General features: G+C 45.9%; 24 protein-coding genes. 20 read left to right on the top strand and 4 right to left on the bottom strand.

Features of this window, described 5'->3' with window-relative positions; genetic code table 11:
* From Q0372_RS04140 to Q0372_RS10385, 7 genes are all read left to right on the top strand, one after another.
* Window positions 1-1465 (top strand): formate dehydrogenase subunit alpha (locus tag Q0372_RS04140; protein ID WP_298102919.1); only part of this gene is annotated, 1465 nt, incomplete at its 5' end.
* Window positions 1466-1474: 9 nt separating this feature from the next.
* Window positions 1475-2032, top strand: coding sequence for a formate dehydrogenase FDH3 subunit beta (gene fdh3B, locus Q0372_RS04135; protein WP_297880875.1), 558 nt, complete (start codon window positions 1475-1477; stop codon window positions 2030-2032).
* A gap of 238 nt (window positions 2033-2270) precedes the next feature.
* Entirely contained in the window at window positions 2271-2888 is a 618-nt protein-coding gene (locus tag Q0372_RS04130; protein ID WP_298102917.1) for a hypothetical protein, read from the top strand.
* The gene (locus tag Q0372_RS04125) at window positions 2885-3814 is read left to right on the top strand and encodes a hypothetical protein (protein ID WP_298102914.1); all 930 of its coding nucleotides are present in this window, start codon (window positions 2885-2887) and stop codon (window positions 3812-3814) included. Before Q0372_RS04130 ends, Q0372_RS04125 begins: the two co-directional genes overlap by 4 nt.
* A 10-nt stretch (window positions 3815-3824) precedes the next feature.
* Complete coding sequence (locus Q0372_RS04120; RefSeq protein WP_298102911.1) at window positions 3825-4454, top strand: LysE family transporter; 630 nt, start codon at window positions 3825-3827, stop codon at window positions 4452-4454.
* A gap of 42 nt (window positions 4455-4496) precedes the next feature.
* A complete protein-coding gene (locus Q0372_RS04115; RefSeq protein WP_005871117.1) occupies window positions 4497-4982 on the top strand; it encodes a hypothetical protein in 486 nt (161 codons plus the stop codon).
* Window positions 4983-5546: 564 nt separating this feature from the next.
* Window positions 5547-5654, top strand: coding sequence for a DUF2892 domain-containing protein (locus Q0372_RS10385; protein WP_227940508.1), 108 nt, complete (start codon window positions 5547-5549; stop codon window positions 5652-5654).
* A gap of 171 nt (window positions 5655-5825) precedes the next feature.
* Here Q0372_RS10385 and Q0372_RS04110 read toward each other — a convergent pair whose 3' ends face one another.
* Window positions 5826-5951 carry a hypothetical protein gene (locus Q0372_RS04110; protein WP_298102908.1) on the bottom strand — a complete coding sequence of 42 codons (126 nt, stop codon included), beginning with the start codon at window positions 5949-5951 and terminating at the stop codon, window positions 5826-5828.
* An 87-nt stretch (window positions 5952-6038) separates the two neighbouring features.
* Between Q0372_RS04110 and Q0372_RS04105 the strand changes: the two genes are divergently transcribed.
* The 11 genes from Q0372_RS04105 to Q0372_RS04055 all read left to right on the top strand — a co-directional run bounded on the left by Q0372_RS04105 (window position 6039) and on the right by Q0372_RS04055 (window position 21927).
* Complete coding sequence (locus Q0372_RS04105) at window positions 6039-7250, top strand: saccharopine dehydrogenase family protein (protein WP_298102906.1); 1212 nt, start codon at window positions 6039-6041, stop codon at window positions 7248-7250.
* A gap of 281 nt (window positions 7251-7531) precedes the next feature.
* Window positions 7532-8179 carry a hypothetical protein gene (locus Q0372_RS04100; RefSeq protein WP_298102903.1) on the top strand — a complete coding sequence of 216 codons (648 nt, stop codon included), beginning with the start codon at window positions 7532-7534 and terminating at the stop codon, window positions 8177-8179.
* Window positions 8180-8486: 307 nt separating this feature from the next.
* Window positions 8487-8861: a hypothetical protein gene (locus Q0372_RS04095; protein ID WP_005871123.1), complete on the top strand. Its 375-nt coding sequence runs from the start codon at window positions 8487-8489 to the stop codon at window positions 8859-8861.
* A 529-nt stretch (window positions 8862-9390) separates the two neighbouring features.
* Window positions 9391-11571, top strand: coding sequence for an STT3 domain-containing protein (locus Q0372_RS04090; protein WP_298102900.1), 2181 nt, complete (start codon window positions 9391-9393; stop codon window positions 11569-11571).
* Window positions 11572-11809: 238 nt separating this feature from the next.
* Window positions 11810-12394, top strand: a complete 585-nt coding sequence (locus tag Q0372_RS04085) for a hypothetical protein (protein ID WP_298102897.1) — start codon at window positions 11810-11812, stop codon at window positions 12392-12394.
* Window positions 12395-12750: 356 nt separating this feature from the next.
* Entirely contained in the window at window positions 12751-15033 is a 2283-nt protein-coding gene (gene metE, locus Q0372_RS04080; protein ID WP_298102896.1) for a 5-methyltetrahydropteroyltriglutamate--homocysteine S-methyltransferase, read from the top strand.
* A gap of 1512 nt (window positions 15034-16545) precedes the next feature.
* A complete protein-coding gene (locus Q0372_RS04075; RefSeq protein ID WP_298102893.1) occupies window positions 16546-18105 on the top strand; it encodes an MBOAT family O-acyltransferase in 1560 nt (519 codons plus the stop codon).
* Window positions 18106-19416, top strand: coding sequence for a DUF459 domain-containing protein (locus Q0372_RS04070; RefSeq protein ID WP_298102890.1), 1311 nt, complete (start codon window positions 18106-18108; stop codon window positions 19414-19416).
* Window positions 19409-20461 carry a GDSL-type esterase/lipase family protein gene (locus Q0372_RS04065; RefSeq protein WP_298102887.1) on the top strand — a complete coding sequence of 351 codons (1053 nt, stop codon included), beginning with the start codon at window positions 19409-19411 and terminating at the stop codon, window positions 20459-20461. The genes Q0372_RS04070 and Q0372_RS04065 overlap by 8 nt, the downstream gene beginning before the upstream one ends.
* Window positions 20462-20829: 368 nt before the next feature.
* A complete protein-coding gene (locus Q0372_RS04060; RefSeq protein ID WP_298102884.1) occupies window positions 20830-21540 on the top strand; it encodes a metallophosphoesterase in 711 nt (236 codons plus the stop codon).
* 153 nt (window positions 21541-21693) lie between these two features.
* The gene (locus tag Q0372_RS04055) at window positions 21694-21927 is read left to right on the top strand and encodes a SelT/SelW/SelH family (seleno)protein (protein WP_291940039.1); all 234 of its coding nucleotides are present in this window, start codon (window positions 21694-21696) and stop codon (window positions 21925-21927) included.
* Between the two features lie 279 nt (window positions 21928-22206).
* Here the strand turns inward: Q0372_RS04055 and efp are convergent, their stop codons facing one another.
* The gene (efp, locus tag Q0372_RS04050) at window positions 22207-22773 is read right to left on the bottom strand and encodes an elongation factor P (RefSeq protein ID WP_005871146.1); all 567 of its coding nucleotides are present in this window, start codon (window positions 22771-22773) and stop codon (window positions 22207-22209) included.
* An 88-nt stretch (window positions 22774-22861) separates the two neighbouring features.
* Between efp and Q0372_RS04045 the strand changes: the two genes are divergently transcribed.
* The gene (locus tag Q0372_RS04045) at window positions 22862-23602 is read left to right on the top strand and encodes a hypothetical protein (protein ID WP_298102879.1); all 741 of its coding nucleotides are present in this window, start codon (window positions 22862-22864) and stop codon (window positions 23600-23602) included.
* A 206-nt stretch (window positions 23603-23808) separates the two neighbouring features.
* Here the strand turns inward: Q0372_RS04045 and Q0372_RS04040 are convergent, their stop codons facing one another.
* Both Q0372_RS04040 and Q0372_RS04035 read right to left on the bottom strand, forming a co-directional pair.
* Window positions 23809-24639 (bottom strand): hypothetical protein, encoded by an 831-nt coding sequence (locus Q0372_RS04040; RefSeq protein WP_298102876.1) that lies wholly within the window; start codon window positions 24637-24639, stop codon window positions 23809-23811.
* Between the two features lie 37 nt (window positions 24640-24676).
* Window positions 24677-25486 (bottom strand): DUF234 domain-containing protein, encoded by an 810-nt coding sequence (locus Q0372_RS04035; protein ID WP_298102873.1) that lies wholly within the window; start codon window positions 25484-25486, stop codon window positions 24677-24679.
* A gap of 101 nt (window positions 25487-25587) precedes the next feature.
* Between Q0372_RS04035 and Q0372_RS04030 the strand changes: the two genes are divergently transcribed.
* Window positions 25588-26928 carry an aminotransferase class V-fold PLP-dependent enzyme gene (locus Q0372_RS04030; protein WP_298102870.1) on the top strand — a complete coding sequence of 447 codons (1341 nt, stop codon included), beginning with the start codon at window positions 25588-25590 and terminating at the stop codon, window positions 26926-26928.
* The last annotated feature ends 52 nt before the right edge of the window (window positions 26929-26980 follow it).

The raw sequence follows: 26980 nt of genomic DNA, 5'->3' as shown, positions 1-26980 counted from the left end.
CGTCCGCGTTCTTTGGGTGCAAGGTACCGGAATTACATCTATGGCTCATGTTCGCGAGACTCAAGAAGCGTTAGGCAAGATCGATATGCTGGTAGTCGCCGAGCCGTTCTTAAACGAAGTGGCGATCCTAAACGATAGACCGGACGGAATTTACGTCTTGCCGGTAGCTACGCAGTTCGAGAGCGAAGGTCATCTAAGCGCTACAAACCGTAGCGGTCAGTGGAGAACTCAGATCGTTAAGCCTCTATTTGAGAGCAAAGAAGATCAAGAGGTAATGTTTCTATTCGCGAAAAAATTCGGCTTTTACGACGAATATGTTCGCGGCATGAAGATGGGCATCGTTGATGGCGAGCTTAAGCAGGTTAAAGACGATTTTGTTTGGCCTGACGACGCTACCGATGAGATTGCACGCAATACTCAAAGTATTGGAAATAACGGACGCACCGCAGCTAGATTTCGCAGACAGCAGAAAAACTGGCATCTATTTGATCCCGATACCCTGCGCGGCATAGGCGGCGAGGTCGAGGGCGAATACTACGGCCTTCCATGGCCTTGCTGGGATACGCAACACCCGGGCACGCCGATTCTTTACGACGTAACTAAGCCTTATGCCGACGGCGGTATGGGATTTAGAAACCGCTTTGGCTTAGAGCACGACGGCGTTTCGCAGCTAGCCGACGAGAGTATTACACTTCCGGGATCAAAAATTTCGGGCGGTCATGCAGAGATTACTAAGGCAAATATCGAGCAGGTTTTAGGCATTACGCTAAGCGAGGATGAAAAAGCCAAGATGGGACCTACGTGGAGCACCGATTATAGTGGCATTATCGCTAAAAAATGTCGCGAGTTTGGAATTTGTCCTTGCGGAAATGCAAGAGCAAGAGCGAAGGTTTGGCAGTTTGCGGATCAAATTCCAAAGCATCGCGAACCGATCCACTCGCCGAGATGGGATTTGGTGGAGAAATATCCGACCTTTGCGGATCAAAAACGAAATTTCCGCGTCTTTACGAGATTTATCTCCGAGCAGAAAAAGCAGGATTGGAGCAAGGACTTCCCTACGATCGTAAGCTCGCTAAGGCTTGTAAATTTAAGCGGTGCAGGCATGATCGAGCGCACGAGCAAGTATCTTTCGGCGATTACTCCGGAGATGTTTGCACACGTAAATCCTAAGCTTGCCGCTGATAAAGGTATCAAAGATGGCGAGATGATGTGGATTCATTCGCCGCAAGGCACGAAGATCAAAGTCAAGTGCATCTATTCGCACGCCGTAACGCCTGATCGTATTGTTATGCCGTATAACTTCGCGGGAATTTTCCAGGGCGAGGATCTAAGCGAGCGTTACCCTGAGGGCACTAAGCCATATATTAGAGGCGAGAGCTCAAATACGATTACCAACTACGGCTTTGACATAAATACGCAAATTTCGGAATTCAACGCCGGTCTTTGCAGACTAGAAAGAGCATAAGGAGATAAAATGCCGGCAAGATTAAAATTTTACGTCGATGTCGAGCGTTGCATCGCTTGCTATGGTTGCCAGGTAGCCTGCAGCTCGGCGCACGAGGTTCCCGTGCAGATCAATAGACGCAAGGTCATCACTTTAAACGAGGGCATCGAGGGGCAGGAGGTTTCAAGCTCTATCGCTTGCCAACACTGCACCGACGCACCTTGTGCGCAGGTTTGCCCGGTTCAATGCTTCTATATCAGAACCGACGGCGTCGTTTTACACGACAAAGATAAATGTATCGGCTGTGGATACTGTCTCTATGCGTGTCCGTTCGGTGCTCCGCAATTCCCTAGAGACGGAGCTTTCGGTATCAAAGGCGCGATGGACAAGTGCACTATGTGCGCGGGTGGACCGGAGCCTACGTTTTCGCACGAAGAGCTACATAAATATGGTCAAAACCGTATCGCAGAGGGCAAGGTTCCGATGTGTGCGGCGATCTGCTCGACCAATGCCTTAATCGTGGGCGACGCGAGCAGAGTTTCGGAGGTTTATCGCAAGCGCGTGCTTACGCGCGGTGTGAGCCTATAAGATTATGGAATTTTAAACGCTCTGGTTTAAAATTCCGCCTCTTTTCGCAGAAATTTCAACCGAGCGACGGCTTTAAATTTAGCGGTCGCTCGGCGTGAAATTTTATTTAAAAATTTCGCTCTTGCCTATTTGCCGCTAAGTTATTTCAAAAAATCCTCTCTTGCTGACATTAAAATTTTAAATTTATGCTACAATCACTCAAATTTAGGATTTGAAATCTTAAGCGAAAGGATCCGTCTTGAAAAATAAAATTTCACTTTTTTTGGTCATTTCGGCGTTTTTGATTTTTACGGGTTGCTCTAAAAACGTTCCCGTAAATAGCGGTATCGTGCGCACTTCCGAGCCGCTTCACATTATGGAATTTCCGCAAGATAAGCTCATAAGCGTAAATTTTACCAATACCTCTACGACGGATTCGAATTTAACCCAAGTAGTGATCCAGCATCTGCGCACAGACGGATTTAAGGTCGTTAATAAAAGCGCGGCGAACGTCCAAATCGGCGGCAATCTCAACTACTTCCGCAAGGCGGATTTTTCGCGCAGATCGTGGGATAATCCGAGATTTAGCTTCGGAATGGGATTTGGCAGGTATTATAGATATACGGGCGTGGGCGTGGGCTGGGGGATGCCGTTCGGTTATGATCCTTGGGACGACGACGATTATTACAGAGACTACTTCTACGACTCGCAGATCAGCCTCTACATAAGCGTTAAAAACAAGGGCGCCTGGAAGGATTACGTAACTAATCTCAACTACCAAAGCATCAAAAATCCGGGCTCTAAAGACTCGGTAATGGATGCGCTAAATTTTAAAATTTACGAATATATAAGACAACTGATTAAGCAGGGAAGATGATAGTAAAAGAGAATAAAAAGCCCGTAGCGATGACGCTGGCGGGATCGGCGATTTTGGCGCTCGCTAGCGGATATTGCTACCACGCGGGCTTTGGCGGCGCGGCGCTTTTCGCTTCCGTAGTGGCGGCATTTTGCGCGTTTTTTTGCGCGCTCAGACTCGGCGCGAAAAATTATTTGCAGATCGGCGAGGATGCTTTTACGATCGTGCGCGGGGCAAATTCCGAGAGCTTTGAATATAAAGATATCGCAAATTTAGGCACAAAAACCTTCGTCGCGGGCAGAAACAAAACGGAGCTTTTAAATTTTGTATTCAAAAAAACACCGCAGGCGCAGGACCGCTTTAATTTTTTGCGATTTTACAGCGACACGGAGGCCACGCTACCGGGCTCGTTTGAAATTTCGATCTACGAGCTGAGCAGAATTTTGCGCGAAAAAGCGGGTCTTTCGCAAAGCTCTGAGGAAGAGCAAACCGCTCCAAAGACTCGCAAGGGTTCTAAAAAAAGTGCGAGTAGCGGTAAAAATTTTAAAGCTAAAAACCTCCGCGATGAAAATTCCGATACGCAAAATTCCGATGCGCAAAGTTTCTGCGACACACAAAATTTAGGTGAAAATTCAGACGCACAGAATTCCTGCGCCGCGCAGAATTTCGCCGCGCAAAATTCTAATGGCGCCGCTGATTCAAACGGCGCGCAGAATTTGAAGGGCGCTTCAAATTTAAACAAACAAAGCTCCGCCGCGCCGAATAATGCAGTTTCTTCAAATAATGCCGCTGCGGGTGAAAATTTCACAGGCGCCGAGGATTTCGCGTCTAAAATTTCCGCGGGCGATAATGAGCCTGGCGCTGCGCCCGAAAGTACGGCGGTAGCTGACTCCGATACCGCCGATACCGCGATGCGAAACTCCACCTGCGAAAGTAAAAATAAGTAGAGGCGCGGCCTTGAACTCCTTGCCGATCGGAATTTTCTTGCAAGGAGCCGCGCTGATGCTCTCGCTCATCGTCGCGATCGGCGCGCAAAACATCTTCGTCATCTCCCAAGGTCTTGCGAAAAACCACGTCGCAGCGGTTTGCATGGTTTGCGCACTAAGCGATGCCATATTTACGGGCATAGGGATATTTTTAATCGGCGGCGCCCTTAAGCAAGGCTCGCTTCTTACCCAAATTTTAGGCATAGGCGGGATCATATTTCTGCTCTGCTACGCGCTAAGCTCGTTTTTTAGCGCCTACAAGGGCTCGCATTTTGCTAAGATCCAAAACTCGGCAAATAGCCCGCTGGCGCCCGTCGTAGCCAAAGCCCTTGCGGTGACGCTTCTAAATCCGCACGTGTATTTAGACACCGTCGTGGTCGTGGGCTCGCTGGGCGCTACGATTGCGGATCCGCAAAAGTCGTGGTTTTACGCGGGAGTTATGTTTGTATCGTTTGCGTGGTTTTTCGGCTTGGGCTACGGTTCAGGGGCGCTTTCGAAGCTTTTTGCAAGCAGCAGAGCATGGCGCATAATCGACGCGCTCGTGGGAGTTTTGATGCTGTATATGGCGTATCTGATCGCGAAGTTTGTCTTTAAAATTTAAAATTTAACGCTAAAATTCCGCATTCTTGATAAAGGATCTATGATGAAAATTGAAATTGAAAGCGGGCTCGAGCTAAAAGAAGCCTTGTGGCGCGTAGAGAAAGCTCTGCGACTAGTGACCGACAAGGACGGCAAAATCACATCTAGCGCGACGCTTTACGTGGGCAAACATTCGCTTTTAAATTTACTCGATACCAACCAGATCGAAAATATCCAAAACGCTTATGCGCGCGCCAGGACGGAATTTCGCGCCGAGATGCTGGGCGTGCTGGAGGGCTTTTTATCCCAAGAGGATGCCGAGAAAGATCCGGAATACGCGCTATTTAATCAGCTCTACCAAATGGCGATGACTGCGGGCAGAAAGAGCGATATTTTTATACACGTCCAAGGCATCAGCGAAAACGAGGTCGTGCTGCGCGTGTATCAACGCTTCGAGCTGGAGAGCGGCGAGACAATCTATTACGCAGGCGGCGAGTTTAGCTACACTCTGGATGAAAATTTCGGCAAAATTTATCGCTACGAAATTTGATTTTAACGCTACGGCGCGAGATCGGTGCCGCCTCGATCGTAAATATCGCACTACGCTTCTTTGCTGCAGCGTCTGAATTTAAACCCCCTAAAACACGCGGCGAGCTAAATTTAGACAAAGTTTCTGCAACGATAAAATTCCGCTCGGTTAAAATTTATCGCGATTTCAAATTTAAAGCTGTGTGTAAATTTTTATCCTTCGATACGCAAATTTTACCCTACTGCCCGCCTGCATTCGAGTTTGCCTTGTTTTACGTTCATCAAAATTTTAAATCGAGCTCGCATAAAATTTTATTTCTTAGGCACATAAATTTTGTTGGATCGCACTTTTATGCAAAAGAAAAGATAATTAAACGAAGCTAAATTTAACCAAGGCGCGTATATAGGAGGGCGGGCTCAAAGATGATACGCTAGGTGGTGGTTTGCTGCCATTGCTTACTTTAAAAATTTTAAGCATTAATACGGGCAAAATGTAAAAAACAAAGAAAGGAAAACGCAATGCTAAGCAGGAAAACTAGGATAATAAGAGCGCTGATCGGACTAGAGATAATGATCACAAAAGCCGTTGTTTAGCAGCTGGTGGGGGCTGGTCGGACTCGTGCCCTTTATCGTGGGCGTCACGGGATTTTGCCCCGCTTGCTACTTTTTAAACCGCTGTTCGCTAAAGCGTTAAATTTAGCCGCGGTGTGCGGTTTTGCCGTGCGCCTAGAAAATAAGCGCGATAAATTTTATGGCAAAGCGAATGAACTTTAAATTTTAATTATCCGCGCTTCGCTGCAGGATGTTAAATTTAAACTAGCCTTTTAAAGCTTAAAATTTTATCGCGCGATGCAAGGCGGTAAATTTAATGTGGTAAATTTAATCTCGTGCCGCCGTCAATCGGCATGCCGCTATCCGCGTAAATTTTAGCGCTAGCCGCTTTCGGCGCTCTTGTTAGAGCGAGCTTGCGCTCCGCGTCAGCTATAGCCAAACTCTATGATTAATTACACCCCGCCTCTTAAAATTCATCTTAAATTTGCTAAAATTGCAACTAAATTTAAAATTTAAAGGAGCTTAAATGTCAAATATCTTAATCATAGGCGCGGGCGGCGTGAGCCAAGTCGCGACCGTAAAATGCGCGATGAACGCGGACGTTTTTAGCAAGATCACTCTTGCAAGCCGCACAAAAAGCAAATGCGACGCGATCGCTAAGTTTATCAAAGACCGCCTAGGCGTGCAAATTGGCACCGCCCAGATTGACGCGGACGACACCGACGCGGTCGTAAATTTAATCAAAAAAACGGGCGCCGAGCTACTGCTAAATGTCGCGCTGCCGTATCAAGACCTAACCCTCATGGACGCTTGCTCTCGCGCCGGCATACCTTACATCGACACGGCAAACTACGAGCATCCCGACACCGCGAAATTTGAATACAAGCTGCAGTGGGCGAAGGACGGCGAGTTTAAAGCCGCAAACACGATGGCGCTGCTAGGAAGCGGCTTTGATCCGGGCGTGACAAACGTATTTTGCGCCTACGCACAGCAAAATCTCTTTGACGAGATCCACGAGATCGACATCCTAGACTGCAACGCGGGCGATCACGGATATCCGTTTGCGACGAATTTTAACCCGGAAATCAACCTGCGCGAAGTAAGCGCAAAAGGCCGCTACTGGGAGCGCGGCGAGTGGAAAGAGACCGAGCCGATGCAAATCATGTTTAAATGGGGCTACCCCAAAGTCGGCGTCAAAGATAGCTACCTGCTCTATCACGAGGAGCTAGAAAGCTTAGTAAAAAACATCAAAGGGCTGAAGAGAATCCGCTTTTTTATGACCTTTGGGCAGAGCTACCTCACGCATATGAAATGCCTAGAAAATGTCGGTATGCTACGCATCGATGAGGTCGAGCACAACGGCGTAAAGATCGTGCCGATTCAATTTTTAAAGACGCTTTTGCCTGATCCTGCAAGCCTTGGTCCTCGCACGAAGGGCAAGACCAACATCGGCTGCGTAATCCGCGGTCTAAAAGATGGCAAAGAGCGCCAAGTCTACATCTACAACGTCTGCGACCATGAGGCTTGCTACGCCGAGACGGGCGCGCAGGCTGTTAGCTACACCACAGGCGTGCCAGCGATGATCGGCTCGATGATGGTCGCAAAGGGCATTTGGAGCGGCAAGGGCGTCTTTAATATGGAGAATTTCGACGCCAAGCCTTTCATGGACGAGTTAAATAAGCAGGGCTTGCCGTGGGAGATTATCGAAATGAAACCCGGCGAGAGGTACGAAGTCTAAATTTAGGCTTGTCTTTTTCTACTTATACTTCGTTGAAATTTGATTTTTAATGCTCACGTATCAAATATACGCTCCGCTTAAAAATCAAATTTCATCTCAGCTAGGCAAAAAATACTGCGCCTTATTCTGCTGCGTTTAAATTCTAATTAAATTCGCTCAGTCATGTATTTCATATACGCTCTCGTCCTCAAATTTTAATTCGTCTCAATCGGGGACAATACCGTGCGTCGAATGCTGCTTTAAATTTAGCTATAATCGCATAAAATTTTATCGGAGTAGATATGAAACGAATTTTAAAAGCGCTGATTTTTAGCGTGGAATTTTCATTTCTCATTGTGGGCTGTACTAGTAAAACCGCGCCCGTAGAGCTTGAAGGCAAGGAGCAAATTCGCGCGATCCAAATAGAGGCAAACCGTACGGTAATGATCGGTGACGCTTACGACTACGAATTTAGCAGTGATTATCGCGCGACGAAAGCGGAATTTAAGCACCTAAAATCGCTCTATTCACACGCAGTGGAGGTAAATAGAATTTCGATCGCTACGGATGCATTTAATGAACCTCACGTAAGCGCGCTACTTTTTGAGCTGTGGCTTGACCGTGAGAGCCTGCCGCTAGCAGATCAGCTTGTGCTTTACAAGCATCCAAATTTTACGGGCTTTAAAGATCGCGAAATTTTACAATTTAGCTTCAAAATTTTAGGCGTTCCTACGCGCGTAAAAGATCGCGATCGGATCATAAAAAAATATGCGCTTGCTAAGCCGTTAAGTTTAAACGCGATAGTATTTGTTGATAGCGGCAGGCTGAGCGGGGAAAGCGTGCGTAAAAACGGTGAGACGCAAGACGCAGTTTTAACTATGTTTAGCCCCGTCTGGATGCCCGTCGCTGCCGTAATGCAAAGTCTCGGCGCGCTATTTGATAACGAGTAAATTCTGCCAGTAAAAATTTCGATGCTCGCTTGCTCTTACGTTGCAATATGAGGGCTGCGTTTTCTGCGGGTACGCCGCGAGTGATGTCTTGGATCATAGCGCTGTTTGTTTGGCTAAGCGCGCTCGCGGCGTCTTTTAATAAGTAAATTTTAAATCGTGGCGAAATTTTATAATTTGCCGTCGCGTTCGGCTCTGTTTTAAACAGACGGGCGATTTCTTAAATTTAAACTCTAGCTAAATTTAGACCGAAATTTTTAAGTAAACTTTGCTATAATCGCCGCAATTTTGAAAAAACCGAGGAGAAAATATGAAATTGATTTACGCCGCTTGCGTGCTAGCCGCTTTTGCTTCGGCTCAGACCGAAACTGTGCAGGTGCCGGACTTTGCTAAAAGCTCGATGAAGACGCATGAGCAGGCTGAGGAAAAACTAATCGCAAATGCCCTAAAAGGCGATCTAAGCCAGATCGCAAGCGACCTGAAGATCGATAAAACGCTAAAGGGCGGCGAGTCGCTTGTCATTAACGGCGCGCATTACAGGACGATCGAGGGCGACAGCACGCAGTGGAAAGAGGGCGATGCCGTGCGCCTGCTAAGCGGCAATAAGGACGGCAGATGCCTAAGCTCGATCATGCTTAATCTGCGAACGAAAACCGTCTGTAAATTTATGTGCGACGCGTATTAGGCGAGAATTTCGTCTAAACCATAAAAATCCACCGGCTCGGCGTAGGTTTCTTGCAACGACCGGTTGTTTCTGCTATTTAGCCATAGCATAGATCGCTAAATATATGCCTATGAATAAAACATTGTTATATATTTTTTTAAAAGCGTTCGTTATGTTTATTGTCCTATATTTGTTTATTCCGCACCCAGAAGATGGAATTTATAATATGCTAGATATACGCATGTTTATTGGCTTGGTGTTGTTTTGTATCTGCCTTATATTGGATATTTAGTTTAAATCTTAATCTCTATCTTTACGTATCGTATTTTTTGATGGTCGCCAAAATTGCATATCACAAATTTAAATTCTAAACGGCTTAACTTGAGTTGCTTTTAAAATTTTGCTTTTAATATCGATAAATTCTGCTATAATAAACGCAAATTAAACAATGTCGTTAAAGACGTAACGCAGGCGTGATAAAGCGAGTAAAATTTGTAGAGGCAAATTTTGCCTGCCGCTCGGTACTTCAAATGGTAAATCAAGGAAAAAGATGCAAAAATTTAGAATTACAAACGGCGAATGTTCGCGCATGGATATTTTTCTGATCATGACGCTGGTTTATATATTCGGCGTGGCGTGCAGGTTTTTTTGGATATATTGGGCTAGCGGGATTGAGCAGTTTTCTTTTGACGGCGAGCTCATCATGACTACAAACGACGCCTTTGCAAACGCCGAGGGTGCGCGCGATATGATAGCGGGCTTTCATCAACCTGGCGATCTTAGCCCGTACGGCGCGTCGATCCCAACTCTGGCATTTTTAATTAGCAAAATTTTACCCGTCAGCCTAAATAGCATTACGATCTATATGAGCGTGTTTTTCGCGCCGCTGGTGGCCGTGCCGATTATTTTGATAGCAAGAGAGTATAAGATCCTAGGCGCAGGCATCATCGCGGCGCTACTTGCCACCATATTACCGGGATATTATATGAGGACCTTGGGCGGGTATTTCGATAGCGATATGTTAAATGTTACTCTGCCGCTGCTAACGCTATGGGCTTTGATTAGGCTCATAGGGCGAAGTGGGCAGAGTAGCTTTGCTTTGCCCGCCGTTTTTACGGTGATTTATGATTGGTGGTATCCTAGCTCGTATTCTCTAAATATGGCGATTATAGTGATATTTTTAATCTATACTTTGATTTTTAATAGACACAATGAGGAAAATTACAAAGCGATTATTCTTATGGTCGTTGCAGTTATAAATTTTGGCGCGTATTACGAAGGCGAGACAATAATTGTAAATTATATTTTATTGTTCAAAATCTCACTGATTGCATTGCTATATTTTTTAATGATTAAAATTCCAAGCCATAAAAGCAAAAAAGCTCTTCGGATTTTGGGTACGATCGCCGTAATTATGTTCGTCATATTCGGCGGACTTACGCCCATAGCAGTGCAGCTTAAAGCATACATCTTAAAGGATGTAAGCAAAGAGGAAATTTTCTACTTTTATGGCGTTAGAAGTACGGTTAATGAGGTAGAAAACGCTAATTTCATAAAATTTGTGCTTGAATCTAGTGGGCATCTATTTATATTTATATGCGCCGTAGGAGGGCTGGCTCTACTGCTGATAAAATTCCGTTCATTTATATTAACCTTGCCGATGATAGCGCTTGGAGTTTTAGCGCTTTTCGGTGGAACTCGCTTTACAATGTACGCTACACCGATGATAGCGCTTGGATTTGCTTATTTTATATATTTCATGCTGAATTACTTTGAAATACGCACCTGGCTTAGAAGTACTTTGTTGGCTATTTTAACCTGTTTGGCGCTAATGCCTAGCATAGATTTTATTTATAAATTCCGAGTTGCGCCTACGCTTACGAAAGACTCCATAATGCCTCTTGCGGAGCTAAAAAATAAGGCTAGCAGGGAGGATTATGTGCTATCGTGGTGGGATTACGGATATTTAATCAGATATTACTCCGATGTAAAAGTAGTAGCTGATCCCGGAGGTAGACAGGCAGGAGAATACACTTTTATGAGTGCGTTTTCCTTTAATAAAGATGAGGTAAGCTCTGCTAATATGGCAAGGCTTGATGTCGAATATATACAAAAGTTGCAAGGTAAAAAATTTGATCCTAAACTGGAAGATAAATTTAAACTAAATCTATATCAAATTCAAAAAGATTATGGTGAAGCGGATATCAATAAATTCTTAAGTTCTTTGAGTGATAAGAATTTCAAGCTTCCACAGAAAACTAGGGATATATATTATTATTTCGTGCCTAAAATGATAGATATATTACCAAACATTTGGAAATTTACTTCTATAGATATAGCTAGCGGAGAGAAATTTAAAGAACCTTTAGCTTATGTTGGCTATGATATACAAATAGGTAAGGATGGTAAAAGCATAATTTTAGGCGAAGGCGTTGAATTACCAAGCGTCAAACCAGAATATGTCGTTCATAATGGGGAAAAATTAAGCATTAACTCATACTATCAAGTAGGCGAAGTAAATGGAGAGCTGAAAAAAATATCTAAGCAAATAGATACAAAGTCAAATATTTACGTTATTTTTTTGCCAAATTATCAAAGAATTTTAATCTTAGATAAAAAGGTCTTTGAGTCAGCCTTCATCCAACTTTTTGTGCTGGAAAACTATGATAAAGATCTGTTTGAGCCCGTTTATTTAAGTAATTATGCGCGGATTTACAAGTTATTAAGATAAATTTATATTCAGAGGAATACCGCGTAAATTTTTACAAAGCGTATGTTACTAAGCGATAAAATTATAATGTAAATTATATGCTGAGATTTAGAATTTATACTGGCTATAAATAAATTACAAAAATACTTTAAAATTTTGTCACTAAAAATCGTAAATGTTATGTATTTACTTTAAATTTAGCCTAGGTTTCGAAGCGTGTCGCTATCATTGAGATGAAATTTCACCCAAAGGAGTAAAGATGAGAAATTTAGTTGCAAAAGCATTGTTGCTTAGTTCTTTAGCTGCAGTAAGCGCGATGGCGGAGGGGCTTTTTATAGGCGGCGAAGGCGGATACAATTTCAAAAACCAAGCCGCAGGTTTTGATGATGGACAGCCGCAAGTCGGCGTTAAGGCCGGATATGACTTCGGCACGTTTAGGGCCTACGGCGGGTATTTTTACGGATTTAAGGGCGAGGATTCCAGCTCGAATGCCAATTCGAAAAGAAAGGTTAAATGGAGCACGCACGATTTCGTAGCCGGTGCGGATTTTACGCCGGAGCTTTTCAGTAGATTTAAGCTCGTCCTAGGTGCTTACGCTGGGCTTTCGGTGCTAGATACTGAAGTTAAAATAGACTATAGCAATGGCGGCTGGGTTAGAGCAGACGATACGCTGGGTGGCTTCATTTTGGGCGGCAAGATAGGTACTGCGTATGAGTTTGGCTCCAATAGTGAGATTGAAATGGGCTTTAAAGCAAGCAAGGCGTGGTACAAAGACGGCGATTATATCGAAGATAACGACGGTAAAAAATACGGCGTTTACGCAGGATATAATTATAAATTTTAAGAATTTTCATATTTGAGGCATTGCACTGCTTTCATATAGCCTTGATTGCCAGTAGCTTTGCGGTGTGTCAGGTAAGGCTAGCTTCGTCGCAAGGCTTTACTAAGTTTTAGTAGAATCTTGCGACGAGGTTTAAATTATGATGAATTTAACGCCTTTAAATTCAATCCTAAAATTTTAACTTACAGAATTTCGTCGATAAAAATTTCATTTTAGATTTTATTGGCTAAATTCCACCCCCTGCGCTTTTGGATAAAATTTCGTTCATTTTCGAGATTAGATTAAAATTTTAATGACGGCAAAAGAAATTTTAGATAAAATCAATATTTTCATACCAAAATTTTACTTAAAGGATAGAGATGAAGAGTTACGTTACGGGCTTTCCGCGTATCGGAGAGCAGCGCGAGTTAAAGAAGGCTTTGGAGAGCTATTGGGCGGGCAAGTGCGATTATGACGCGCTAGAGCGAGTCGCCGCAGAGCTAAAAGATCGCCACATCAAATATCAGCTGGATGCTTGGAGCGGCCTAATTAGCGTAAACGACTTTTCATACTACGATCTGATGCTCGATACCAGTGTGCTTTTCGGCGTGATTCCGCAGCGCTTCGCGGCTCTTTCGGCACATGAGCAGTACTTTGCGATGGCGCGCGGCAGCAAAGACGCAGTCGCGATGGAGATGACGAAGTGGTTTAACACAAACTACCATTATATCGTACCAGAGATCTCTGCGTATACGGAATTTAGCCTAAATCCTAGTAAAATTTTAAGCGAGTACAAAGCTGCGAAAAATAACGATTTTAAGGATTCCTGCGCGCTAAAGATAAATTTAATCGGACCTATCACCTATCTTGCGCTTAGCAAATCAAGTGATAAAAGCGATCCACTCGCGCATTTAGATGCCCTTGCCACGAAATACGAGGAACTGCTAAAGCTTCTTAGCGAGCTTGATAGCAAGGTTATAGTTCAGATCGACGAGCCGATCTTCGTGACGGATCGCGCGGCTGAGTTGGCGTCAAAGATAGCACCGATTTATCAGCGCCTAAGCAAGGCTGCAAGCAACGTAAAAATCATCTTTATGACCTATTTCGAGCATGCGACCGAGGCCGTACGCGAGATAGTAAAGACTGATGTTTGGGCGATCGGGCTTGATTTTGTTTACGCAAGCAAAGAGAATATCAAAAAAGAGCTTCAAGCTTTAAAAGACGCTAAGACCGTGCTTTTTGCGGGCGTGATCGACGGGCGTAATATCTGGAAGAGCGACATCGACAAAAAGCTCGCTCAGCTTAGAGCCATCGAAGCCTACGTTCCTAAGGAGCGCATCTATGTGGGCACCTCCTGCTCACTTTTGCACGTGCCTTTTACGCTAAAATATGAGGACAAGCTAAGCACCGAGATCAGATCCTGGCTAAGTTTCGCGGTCGAAAAACTAAGCGAAATTTCGATTTTAACCCATCTTTTCTTTGAAATTCCGATGTGCGAACACGGCATGAAGGCTTACGAGGAAAATCAAAAATCCGCTAAAACTCGCGCTAGCTCGCCGCTTATTCATGATGAGCGAGTGCAAAGCCGTGCCGCAAATTTAAATAAATTCGAGCGCACCGATCGCTACGAGGATCGCATCAAAGTTCAAAAAAAAGAGCTCGGATATGGAATTTTGCCTACCACTACGATCGGCTCCTTCCCGCAGACTGCCGAGCTTCGCCAGGTTCGCAACGCCTATAAAAAGGGCTTAATTGGCCGCGAAGCCTACGAGCGTGACATCAAAGCTTACATCGACGACTGCGTTAAATTTCAAGATGAGATTGGTCTAGACGTGCTGGTTCACGGCGAGCCTGAGCGCAACGATATGGTCGAGTATTTCGGTGAGCAGATGAGCGGATACGCGTTTAGCGCCAACGGCTGGGTACAGAGCTACGGCAGCCGCTGCGTGAAACCGCCACTACTTTTCGGCGACGTGAGCCGCCCAAAACCAATGACCGTGGAGTGGATCAAATACGCTCAAAGCCGTACTAAAAAGATTATGAAGGGCATGCTAACGGGGCCTGTTACGATGATGAACTGGAGCTTCGTGCGCGACGATAAGCCTCGCGAGCAGATAGTAAAACAGCTCGCACTTGCGATTTTTGATGAAATTTCGGATCTGCAAGACGCGGATATCAAGATCGTTCAGGTGGACGAAGCTGCGTTTAAAGAGGGCTATCCGCTACGCGCGGAAAATATCCCTGCGTATGAAAAATTTGCCGTCAGCGCCTTTAAGCTCGCCGTCAGCGCCGCAAGCGCTCACACGCAGATCCATACACATATGTGCTATTCGGAGTTTAACGACATAATCAAAACGATAGAGGCGATGGATGCCGACGTCATAAGCATCGAGACCGCTCGCAGTGGCAACGAGCTACTTCGAGTTTTCAAATCAGTCGGCTATAAGCAAGAGGTCGGTCCGGGCGTTTACGACATCCATAGTCCGCGAATTCCTAGTGTGCAGGAGCTCGTAAGCCAGATCCGCGCGCTGCTTGAGGTGCTTCCTAAAGAGCAGCTGTGGATCAATCCGGACTGTGGCCTAAAAACCCGTAAATGGGAGGAGGTCCGCCCTAGCCTAAAAAATATGGTCGAAGCGGTTAGGATCATCCGCGCAGAGGGGTAAATTTCGCGCAAGAAAAAGACTTTGCTGCTGGGCAAAATTCCGCCCGGCAGCCGTTTTGCGATAGAATTATGTGGAACGTTTATTTCGAGTATGGACCACTAAAATATTTGTGCGAAATTTTACTTCGAACGAGCATGAAAGGACGGTGAGAGATTTCTACGCGTCTGCTTGGCAAGCATATTTGATAGCCGCTAAGTAATGCAGCAATATGAAATTTAGTGCAGGCTTTACGGCTTTTACAGACGCACAGAGACGGGCATTTCTTGAAAATGTGGCGTAAAATTTTATCTCGATTGCTAGCTCGGAATTTCATCGCAACTACTCGCTTGCTTGAGACGCAGAGCGTAAATTTTATCGCGATTGCCCTGAAGGCGGGCTGGGGCAAGCGATAAAATTTTAAAATTTTCACAAATCAGTTCTTGCGCACACAGATCTCTTCGCTAGCCGAATAAAAAACGCTGAAATTTGCAATTTTACGCGGCGTTTTATGAGCTACTCGCGCCGCTAAATTAGAATTTCAAAACGCGAGCCAAAGCCGGTATCGTTGCGCTAGAAATTTTAAATTACAAATTAAAATTTACATTATCTCGTTAGAATGGCTGGATTGCGAAGCGAGATTCGGCTCTGCTACGTTAAATTTCAGCCAAGTCAAAATCTATGTAGCCGCATTGAAATTTACGACTAATTTTGCCTGGCGAGTCTGAAGTTGCGTTGTCGCGCTAAAATTCGAGTCTAGAGCTAAAATTTACGATGCAAAGCTCATTGATTTTAACTTGTGTTTTTTGCAAGAAAGAGCGAGGCTAGCGTAAGGTGCGTTTGCGTTGATACAAAATTTTAAAAGGGGCTTTATGGCGGCGCAGGTCTGCAATTTGCGGTAAAAATTAAAAGCTATGATTTTGGCTCATAAGGCGCAGCTTTTAGATGGTTTCTATCACGCCTTAAAGTGAGATTTTACTTAGTAATTTCACGCGGCAGATTTTAACGGGCGGAATTCTATTATCGCTGCAAAATTTTTGGCTTTTAAAATTTTGCTTTGTAGAATTTCAGCCCTCATGGTTGTGATGAAGTGTGGCTCATCTCATTTCGTAGGATTTTAGCGGCATTGCGCGCGTCTAATTTATATAACATGATTTCAAAAGGCGCTTATTTTGAAATCCTGCGGGTAGAACCTGCGAGACTGCGTTTACGAGGTTTTGTAAGAATTTGATGCAAACCGCTCAGCGCATTTAAAAATTTTATTCATGCGTCGAGCCCTCATTTGCGTTTCAAATTTTACCATTGTGGCGGAATTTCGCTCACGCGGCAAGGGCTCGCATGCAAGGTGCCCGTGAAATTTAAGGGTTTGGACGTTAAATTTATTCGCGCATTTAATGGCGTAATGCCGCGCCTGCGCATAAAATTTCGCGCTGCAAACGATTAAAAAAGTTTTTGGCTTTTTTGCTTCGTATAAATTTCGCACCGCAAGCGTTTAAAAGCCGCAAGAGCTTTAAAAATTTAAATTGGAAAGATTGAATGACATTTTTTTCGCCTGAGTTTGTCCTTGTTTTTTTAGCGTTTTTAATCGTTTATTGGACGCTCAAAAATCACATTTTCGCGCAAAAAATTCTGATCCTGCTGGCAAGCTACGGCTTTATGTGCTCCATAAATCCGCGCTTTGCGCTAGTGCTTGCAGCCTATAGTGCTTTCGTATATTTTGCAGGGGTGTGTATCGCGCGCGCTAATCGCGTAGTCACAAAAGCTATACCGCCCGCAAAGCAGTCTTCGCATAAGAAAAAGCTCTCGCGTAAAGCGGCAGCCAAGCAGATGAGCGCAGCAAAACAAGCTGGCATAGCAAAGCAGGTGCAAAAAGCGGGGTTAGCGAGGCAACTCCCATTACCCACTGCGAAGGCGCGTGCGGTGATGCTTGCGGCGGTTGCTGGCGGCTTATTTTTTCTCGCGTTTTTTAAATATTACGGCTACGTCAGGGAGTTTTTCAATGCCGCGCTTGCCGCGCTGCACCTAGGTGCCGTAGATAGCGTGGCGTTTCCGCTTGGAATTTCATATTATGTTTTTATGTCAATCACCTATTTTGTCTCGGTTTATAGGCGCGAATGCTGTGAGCAGGGCTTTTTGAGCTTGGCGTGCTTTTTGGCGTTTTTCCCTAGCGTCGTAATGGGTCCTATCGGACGCGCTAGCGCGGCTAAGGGCGTAGAGCCAGTGCTGCCACAGTTTGATCGCTTCAAGCACTTTGGCAATGCCGATGAAATTTATGTGCTTATAATTTTTGCCTTAGTTAAGCTGCTACTTATTAGCGGCTATTTGGGCGCGTATTATAGTGATGTGATTTCAGGCGTTTACGGCGACGAGCCTGAGTCCTCCGCGGCGCAAATTCTAGCTGCACTGCTGCTTTACGGCGTGGTGCTTTATACGAATTTTAGCGGCTTTATCGATATGGCACGAGCGCTTGGGCTTGCGATGGGCTTTAAGCTGCCGCAGAATTTTAATATGCCCTACGCGGCTAAGAGCCTAGGCGAGTTTTGGGATCGCTGGCATATCAGCTTATCCACGTTTATACGCGATTATATTTATATCCCACTTGGCGGCTCGCGCAAGGGTTTTACGCGCACCTGCGTAAATTTGCTAATCGCGTTTGCGCTATCTGGTATCTGGCATGGCGCGGGATTAAATTTTTTGATTTGGGGGCTTTTGCACGGAGTGGCGCTTGTATTTTTAAAATGTCTTGCCAAAGTGGGCGTAAAGCCGCTAAATCCACATTTGGCGCTATTTTGCACCTATATTTTTGTAAGTTTCGCTTGGATTTTTTTCGCCAATTCCCTTCCAGATGCGGCGGCGATTTTGGGCGCTTTTACCCGCGCACGAGCTTTCGGAGATATTAGCGAGCTAGCGGTGCTTGCGGTGATTTTAGCAGGGATTTTTGTTTATCCTAAAATCTCAGCTCTTAAAGATACTTTGATCGCGCTTTTTGCCGAACTGCCGTTTTTGCCTAAAGCTCTCGCGCTCGGCGTGATCTTCACGTTGCTTTTCGCGTTGATGCCAAGTGGAATTCCAAATTTCATCTACGCAGGATTTTAGATGCTTAGGTTTGTTTCGACTCTGATTTTTGCGCTGCTTTTCTCGGCATTTTTTATGCAAGGCTCGCTGCTTTATTATTTGGAGCAGCGATTTCACGATGATTTTGGGCTGGAAGAATGGCTGCGCCGCTCGCCGTTTCGCGTAGGCGGAGAGATCTACGAAAAGATTGCAAATGGCGCAGATAAGCTTGAGCAGCGTATCAAAGGCGAGGATATTAGCAAGGATGAGGATGCGAGTTCGCATGGCGGAGGCGAAAATTTTAAAAAACCTGCGCAAGATCGTATGGCGGAAAATCAAGCTTCGCAAAGCACGAAAGCAGGGGATCACGATGCTTCGCAAAGCGTTAAACCGCAAGATAGCAAGCCGCAAGCCCATGCTGCAAAGAATTCGGCTTTAAATAATTCTACGCATCATTTAAAGACGCGCGATTCGGCGCAGGAGCCTTACGCACAAAATTCCATCCCTCAAAATTCTACTTCGCAAAATTCCGTGTCACAAAGCCTGGCTACAACAAGCTCTGTGCCGCACAGCTCCTCTGCGTCGCAAAATCCCGTCATGGCAAGCGCAACCTTGCAAAGCGGCGAAAATTACGCTTCGCAACTCCCCGCTCCGCAGGCTTTGGAGCAGAATTTAACGACGCAAAGCTCCGTGGAGGTTGATGCTAAAATTTTGCTTAGCGACGATGGCAAAATCCGCTTAAATGCAGGTGATGAGGTGCTTTTTATGGGCGATAGCCTGATGCAATACGTGGGGATGAACGCTAAGAAATTTTTCCCGAAGCGAAGCCTGAGGGTGATTGATCTTAGCAAGCAATCTACGGGGCTTGCGAGTAAGAAATCCTTTGACTGGCAAAAGACGCTCGATACCGCGCTTAGAGAGAATGGCGGCGTTAAGCTCGTAGTCGTGCTTCTAGGAGCTAACGATGTGTGGGAGTACCGCGCGGGCGGCAAAACTTATGGCATTAAAACGCCGCGCTGGCGGGAGTTTTACGCCTCAAGGGTGCGCGAGATCTACGATACGGCGCACTCGCACGGTGCAGGAGTGCTGTGGCTAGCGATGCCGTGTATGCAAAAGCCGGATTTTGAGGAGAAAACGCAGCTGCTAAATCAAATATATGCCGACGCTAGTATGGCGCTTGGCGGGTATTTTATGCAAACAACCCCGCTGGTGTGCGAAAAAGGCGTCTATAAAACCTATCTGCAAAGCGGCTCCAAGCTCGTGCGCGTGCGCCAAGACGACGGCATTCATATGAGCAAAGAGGGTTGCGAAGCGGTAGCGAAAGAAATTTTATCAAGGATTGAAGTTGAGTAAGTTTATGGTAATTTTATTTGCCGCATTATTAGGCGGATGCGCGGCAAACGCAGGCGTCCGCGGCATAAATTCCGCAAATGTAAAAAGCTCTGCGGGCTTTGGAGTGAAATTTTTTGGCGATTCGCATTTAGGAAGCGACGCGCTGATAGATGCTTTCAGGCACGGCTTTTTCGTGCAAAACAGCGTCGGCTTCGTGCCTGCAATGATGCCTAAATATCACAAAAGCGAAAATATAGAATTTAAGCAAAGCGGCTTTAATGTAATCTCATCCCGCACCGAGCAAGACCCAGATTTCCCGCTATGCGGAGTGATCGCTACCGGCAAAAAAGGCGCTAATGTGCGACTGGAGCTAAAGCAGCTTAGCGGCGATTTTTACGTCGAAATTTTGCATAAATCGGATCAGGGCGGCGAGATTTTTCGCGTGCGCGATGCAAGTGGGCTAAGCGCGTATATTTCGCAAGAAGTGCCGCAGAAATGGGAGTATTCTAAGCTGCGACTTAGATTTCCTATCGAAATTCGATCGCTGCGTGATGGAGCAGAGCTTGGAGGATATAAAATTTACCGTAAAAACGCGCGCTTTGCAGACTCTTGCGCGAGCAACGGCGCGTTTAGCAACCTCTATGAAAAATGGGGCGCAGATGCCTTTGGTAGGGATTTTTCGGGACTTAGATACAATCTCGTAGTTATCGCTTATGGCACAAACGACGCGATGGATCCGAAATTTGACGAGCAAAAATTCTACCAAAGCGTCCGTGGGCTGCTTCGCTCCGTTCGCTCCGCAGCTCCCGGTGCAAAAATCTTGCTCGTAGCGCCGCCGCGAAGCCCTAAAGTGCCAAACGCCTCACGCGCTGCGGAGGTACTAGCACATCTAGCGCGAGACGAAGGGGCAATGTTTTACGACATAGCCGGTCTTATGGATGAGGATGGCGGCTGGCGCGGCTGGCGCGAGCGTGGGCTGATCCGCCCTGACGAAATCCACTTGCAAAAAGAGGGCTACGAAAAAATCGGCGCAGCGCTGGCGACGAAATTGCGCGGCAGGCTTTAAAATTAATCTTTAAATTTAGGCGGCTCGCCGTAAAATTTACAAAGTTGGTCGCTAAATTTAAAATTTAGCGGCAGTAAGCAAAGCTGTGCCTATTCGGATTTCGCCGCTTAGATCTGCGCCACGAAATTTAAATCGGAAGCCGTGACTTTAAATTTATTCGGTAATAGGCTTGATGCCCGCGCTTTTAAAATTTCGTCATCTAAATTTACGCTTTTAATTTGGATTAAATTTGCGTGGTTGCGGATCGGAACGCTAGTCGGGTTTTTGCGACGCGTGTGCCGCGTAAATTTAGCGCTTAAAATTCTATTCGCATGGGCTGCGACAAAGCGCGGCGAGTTAAATTTAAGAAAGTAAAAAAGGAGAGACAGATGATATATCTTTGCGGTGATACGCACGGCATAAACGAGATCGGCAAAATCACGAACAAAGCCTTTACTAGCGGGCTTAGCACCGATGATTTCGTCATCGTGCTCGGGGATTTCGGGTTATTTTGGAGCGAGCGGATAGATGAGTTTATGGCGCGCAAAAATATAGAAAGATATTTTCCCGCCACACTTCTTTTTATCGACGGCAACCACGAAAATTTCGATATGTTGGACGAACTGCCGCGCGAGCGGAAATTCGGCGGCAGCGTAGGCGTGGGCGGCGAGAATATTTTTTGGCTGCGACGCGGCGAAATTTACGAGATTGCGGGGCGACATTTTTTGTGTTTCGGCGGCGCGCTTAGCGTCGATAAGGCGCATCGGATACCGGGGCTTAGCTGGTGGGCGCGCGAGATTCCAAGCGAGGAGGAGTTTAGCTACGCGATGCGAAATGCGCGCGATTTCATCGCCGCGGGCGGGCGGATCGATGCGGTGCTAAGCCACACGGCACCGGGGTTTGCGATGAAATTTTTAAAAGAATACCTCTGGTGCGGCAAAAGTACTCCCGATAAAACGTCTGAGTATTTAGAGAGGATCTTTGAGCTCGTAAGGCCTGCGCGGTGGTATTTCGGACACTTTCACGGCGATAAGAAATTCCATGCGCACGGCTGCGATTTTTATCTCTGCTACGATAAAATTTTAAAATTTGAGGACTAGCTTCAAGCTTGCAGTAGTGAAATTTAGAGCTTTGCAAACGACGAAATTTCGCTCATAAATTTTTAAATGCTGAGGCGCGCGAAATTGAGCCTTTATATTAAAATTTAAGCTAGTTTGGCTACAATGTGGCACTTTTTTTAGAAAGGAATAAAGATGAAGGTTGTAATTACTTATTGTAATTCTTGATCTTATAGACCGCAAGCTCTCCGTGTGAGAGATGAAATAACAAGCGTCTATAAGGATGCAGTTGTCGAGTTGGTCCCTGGTGGCAGCGGAGACTTTCTAGTAGAAGTTGACGGCAGAAAGCTTTTCTTCAATAAAGATTTTGCTAAGCCTCGTTTTCCAAGTGAAGGTGAAATTTTAAATCTAATTAAAGTTGCAGCCTAGCTCAAAGCCCGAAAGCGAGTCGTAAGATTTGCTTTCGGACGTTTTTTATACTCAAATTTCATATCCGTAAATTTAATCGTAAAATCATCCTAAATTTTGCCAAAATCAGCGCTGCGTAAAATTTAGACTAACTTATCCCGCATTTCGGCGAATCCAAAAAGTCATTTTAATTAAAATTTACGTGACGGTCGCGGTTTAAATTTATCGCTCGGAGTTTATAAATTTTAAAAGAAAGAGGAATTTTTGCGAAATCAAAATTTCGCAAAAACAGGGGGAGGATTATTTATTTGCGCGCTCGATATACTCGCCGCGGACGGTATCTACGCGGATGACCTCGCCTTCGAGCACGTGAAATGGGATCTGTACCACGGCGCCCGTCTCAAGCGTGGCGGGCTTTTTATTGCTGCCCTGAGTATCGCCGCGGAAATTCGGCGCAGTTTCTACGATTTTAAGCTCCACCACCTGCGGTACATCCACGCCGATCGCTTTGCCGTTGTAAAACATTATATTTACCATCATACCATCTAGCATCCATTTTTTCGCCTCGCCCACGTCCTCGTCGCTAATCGCGATCTGTTCGTAACTATCGGTATCCATGAACTGACACGCCTCGCCGTCGTCGTAGAGATACTGCATCTCTTTTTCCTCAAGATTCGGCGCCTCGCATTTATCGCCCGCATGGAAGGTCTTTTCAAGCACCTTGCCATCAATGAAAGATTTTATTTTAACGCGCACGAAAGCAGGTCCTTTGCCCGGTTTTACGTGTTGGTATTCTATGATTTTAAACGGAATTCCGTCCACCTCGATTTTTAGACCTTTTTTTAGATCGCCCATTGAATAAGCCATAAATTTCTCCTTAAATTAATGAGGCGCGATTATAACAAATTTTATTTTAAATTGATATAATTGGCGAAATTTTAAGGGGAGGGAAGCTATGAAAAAAATCATCTACGTCTTGGCTGCGTGTGCGGCTTTTGCGCTTGGCGCGAATGCGAACGAAGCGGAGTTTGTGAAAAACCTAAAGCAAAGTCTAAATGATAAAAACGCTCAGCTCATCTCGATCGACAAGCTAAACTCGCTAAACGGGCTAAATTTGCTGATCGTCCGCTCGGGCGAGAAAAAAGAGGCGTTTTTGGCTAGTGACGACGGCAAAAGCCTAGTGGCAGTAACCGAGGAGCCTAAGCTTGCAGACGCGGCGGATGCAGCGCTATTTAAGATGAGAACTCAAATTTTAAAAGACGCCAACGATGCTGCTGCGCTTGAGCTGCTAAAGAGCATAGATCCCGCGAGATTTGCCTATATCGAGTCGTTTGATAAAAATAATCCCTACGTGACCTACATCGTGGGCGATCCGGAGTGTCCGTATTGCGCCGAGGAGATGAAGAGGATCACAAAGCATCTTCGCAACAGCAACGTAAAATTGATCTTTGCGCCGGTGCACGGCAAGAGCGCGTTTATCAAATCGGCACTGGTTTTAAAGCATCTGAAGGCCCTCTCACCTAGCGATCAAAAAGGCGCGATCGACGTGATTGAGAAATACTACGACAAGGACGTGCAGGTAAGCGATGCGGACGTTTCAAAAGCCGAGCTTAACGCCGTATACGCGGACACTAAGACGCTATTTTCTAAAGGCGTGATCAAATCGGTGCCATACGTGATCAAGGTGAAAAAATAGTCTAAATTTACGGAATTTATGGCGCGAGGTTTGTGTGCGAGCGGCGCGAGTTTGCTCGCGGTAGTGCGAACTCGCGCGCAGTATCGCCGCCTGCGCGAGCTGAAATTTCATAAAATTCCGTCGCTTTAAAATTTCAAGCGGCGGAATTTAACTTTAAAATTAAGCTCTTGAAGCTTTGCCGTCAAATTTGAAAATATAAAATTTTGCTATCTAAGCCTAATAACGCCGCCGTTTTCATTTAGAATTTTTGCAACTTCGGGTAGTTTATATGTTTGCATGCAGAATTCGTCATTTTGGCTTGCGCCTTTTCGTATCTCCAAACTAGCGTTTTTGCCCGTATCGATTGCGGTTATAGTAAAGCAGCTGACATAGCTCGTCGTGCCTATGCTAATCGAGTTTGGAGCTATCTGCTCGACCGTCATGCTTGTTATCTTGTTTGGATTTTCATCGAATCTACCTTGCGATACGTAAAAATTAATATAGTCTTTTATCACGATTTGCAATTTTTTCGATAATGCCTCGTAGACCTCTTCTTTGCTCATTCTAGAGCCTTCAGTGAAAAATTTCGCCTCTTTTCTTAAAAGCCTACATTTCGGGCTGATTGTATCATTTCTGCATTCTTCCAGTAGATAAGTCAGCCTATTTTTAGGCGCTGTAGAGTTTATCGGCAAACCCGTGGCGGCTAGAAACAAAAAGCATTCCACGTCGAATTCCGTATTTCGCACCTCTTTGCGTTCGCACATAGCTTTTTGTTTTTCATCTTGCGCCTTTACTTCTTGCCTTGATGCCGCTTGCATCATATTTTTATAGAAGATTTTAAAATACGCCATCGCGGCTCGTTCGCAGTTGTCGTAAATCTCTGCCGATTCTTTGGATAGATCGGCTAGGGCGCACGCCTCGGAGACGCTTTTTGCTTTATCCGGATTGGCGGCATAAAAATCCTCCGTTTGAATATCCTCTATTTCTCTCCTATCGCATCCTGCTAAGCTTAAGCTCAAAAGCACGCCTAACGATATCGCCAAGACCCTATCTTTCATGATAATTCCCTTATAATCATTTATTTTACGTCCGTATTCAAAGTAAAATTTTAAAATCCTCGAGCGAAAAGAGTAAAATTTTATCGCTTTTTAGACTTTCTAGTTCGCCGCTAAAGCCGCTTTTGGAAAACAGCGCGAGCAGATCGGGCGCGAGGTCAGCTTTTTCACATTTGAGCATGAGCTCGTTTAGTACGTTTTTTGAAATTTTTCGCTCCTTGTATTTGCACTCGCCCGCGACGCAAAAGCTCTCAAATTTCGCGTAGATGTCGATCTCGACCTCTTTGTTCCAAAAGCTTGAAATTTGCGAAATCTCTAAATTTAGATACTTCGCGAGCAGCTCTTTGCTTAAAATTTCAAACCCGAGCCCCGCGTAGGCGTTGAAATCCGCTTTGATTAGGCTTAGCACGCGTCCTATTTCGCCGCGTCGCAGCGCGGGTAGGTTCGGCTCGATAAATCTAAACCAGAACCTTGCAAAGTTGCTGCTAAAATGGACCTTGTCGGTGATATGGTAGCGGCGCAGCGCGCGCGGGAGGCGGTCGTTTTTGCGCTCTTTTTGCGCCCTTTGCTCGCTTGATTTTTCGGTGATTAAAAACTTCGCGTTTATGAGATCTGCGGTGATTTTTTGTGCCGTAAATCGCGGCAAGATTTTTGAAATTCCTATTTTTTTGCGGTCGCTTCTAGCGAATTTCATCAGCGCCTTTTTGACCTGCTCTTCGCACTCGCCGCCGAATTTAAAGCGCTCGCCGAGATGTTCAAAGCAGAGCAAAATTTCATTTTCGATCGCTTCGAAAACGTCCGCGTAGCCGCTTATACAGCCGATCTCGTCAAATACGAAATGAAACTGCAAAATCGCGTCGATATCGGCATCGCCTAAATTTCGCGCAGTGTCTTTTAACTCGTAAATTTCGCCCTCCTTGCGGGCGTAATTTTAGCGAGTTTGGATATAATTTGCAAAAATTTTGGAGTCGCGCTTTGGATTTTGAAACGATCAAAAAAAACATCATCTTAAAAGAGGGGCTCAAATACTTCGATTTTGCCGCCTCGGGCCTTGCGTATCGCCCTATAGAAGCGGAGATCGAGCGCGTGCTTGCAACATATGCCAACGTCCACTCCGCAGGCGGAGCAAACGCCGAGATCACGAGCGATTACTACGAAAATGCAAGAGCCAAAATCAAAGAGCTTCTGGGCTGCGAGGAGCGCTACTATCTGATCCCGTGCGGATTTGGCGCGACTGCGGCGATTAAGAAGCTCTGGGAAATTCTAGGCATCTACCTGCCGCCTGCGACGCGAGATAGGCTCGGCTTGCGGCGCGAGAGCATAAAAGAGCTGCCGCTTTTCATCATCTCGCCTTTTGAGCACCACTCCGTTGAGATTAGCCTAAGACAGGGGCTTTGCGAGGTCGTACGCGTACCACTGGATGGAAGCGGGCTGATGGATTTTTTGCGGCTGGGCGAAATTCTATCCGCAAATAAAGGGCGCGAAATTTACGGCGTCCTTACTGCGGCATCGAATGTGACGGGGCTTAAGCTTGATTACAAGCGCGCTTACTTGATGCTAAAAGCGCACGGCGGGCGGCTGTTTGTGGATGCTAGCGCGCTCATCGCGCACGAAAACGTAGATCTCGGCTTTTGCGACGGTATGTTTTTCGGCGCGCACAAGCTCTTAGGCGGCGTGGGCGCCAGCGGGATTTTAGCGGTGCGAAAGGAGCTTTTGCTCGGCGAGGAGCCGACGTTCGCAGGGGGCGGCACGATCAAATACGCGGATGCCCAAACGCAGCGCTTTGTAATCGATAAGGAGCGCTTAGAGGAGGCGGGCACGCCCGGAATCATCGCGCTGGTGCGAGCTTATCTTGCTCTAAAGCTTCGCAAAAGCGCGGGGCTAGAGGCGATAAAGTCGCGCGAAGAGGCGATCTGCAGGCGCTTCATAAGCGAAATTTCAAAGATCCCCGAGATTGAAATTTACGGCAATCTCACCGCGCCGCGCGTGCCGATCTTTGCTTTTAATATGAAAGGTCTCGGCGCAGACGCGCTAGCCGGGGTGCTCGGGCAGAAATTTGAGATCCAGACTCGCGCAGGCTGCGACTGCGCCGCGCCTTACGGCTTTGATCTACTCGGTTTACAGCCCGATACCGAAATGTCGCGCAAACCCGCTTGGGTGCGGGCTAGCTTCTCGTTCATCCACGACGAAAGCGACGTGGATTTCTTGGCGGAGGCGCTAAGACAGATCGTTCAAATCCGTGATAAAATCACCTTCGTAGCGGGCAAATATCGCTGTGGTAGCATAAATTGAGCTCGCGGAATTTTGTAGCAATAGCTGCTTTTAAATTTCGCGGCGCAGGATT

This window comes from uncultured Campylobacter sp., from assembly GCF_937997405.1.
In the GTDB taxonomy this organism is placed as follows: Bacteria; Campylobacterota; Campylobacteria; order Campylobacterales; family Campylobacteraceae; genus Campylobacter_B.
Note: the sequence above shows the minus strand (reverse complement) of the source record. Positions and strands in the feature narration are given on the sequence as shown.